Source organism: Ancylomarina sp. YFZ004 (genome assembly GCF_054254355.1).
Genome location: NZ_JBTCHQ010000057.1, coordinates 1 through 204, shown reverse-complemented (window position 1 = coordinate 204; position 204 = coordinate 1). Strand labels below are relative to the sequence as shown.

General features: G+C 43.1%; 1 protein-coding gene. It reads right to left on the bottom strand.

What is annotated here, in order from left to right:
- A partial coding sequence (locus ACXR6G_RS20200) for a hypothetical protein (protein ID WP_458363262.1) occupies positions 1-204 on the bottom strand: 204 nt, incomplete at both ends.

Below are 204 nucleotides of genomic sequence, written 5' to 3'. Positions count from 1 at the left end.
GCTGCATCATCAATATCGAAAGTAATTGGTGATCCTGTATTGTTTGGGCTGCTTAAAGTTATCGTGTAAACAATATCCGTTGGAGTAAGTTCTGATCCCTGAGTGCTAACACTCAAGGCTGCTGATACACTTTCATCATCGGTAATATTCGCCGTAGCACTGGCCGTGCCAATGCTTATGGAACCATTGCTTGGGTTACTGATT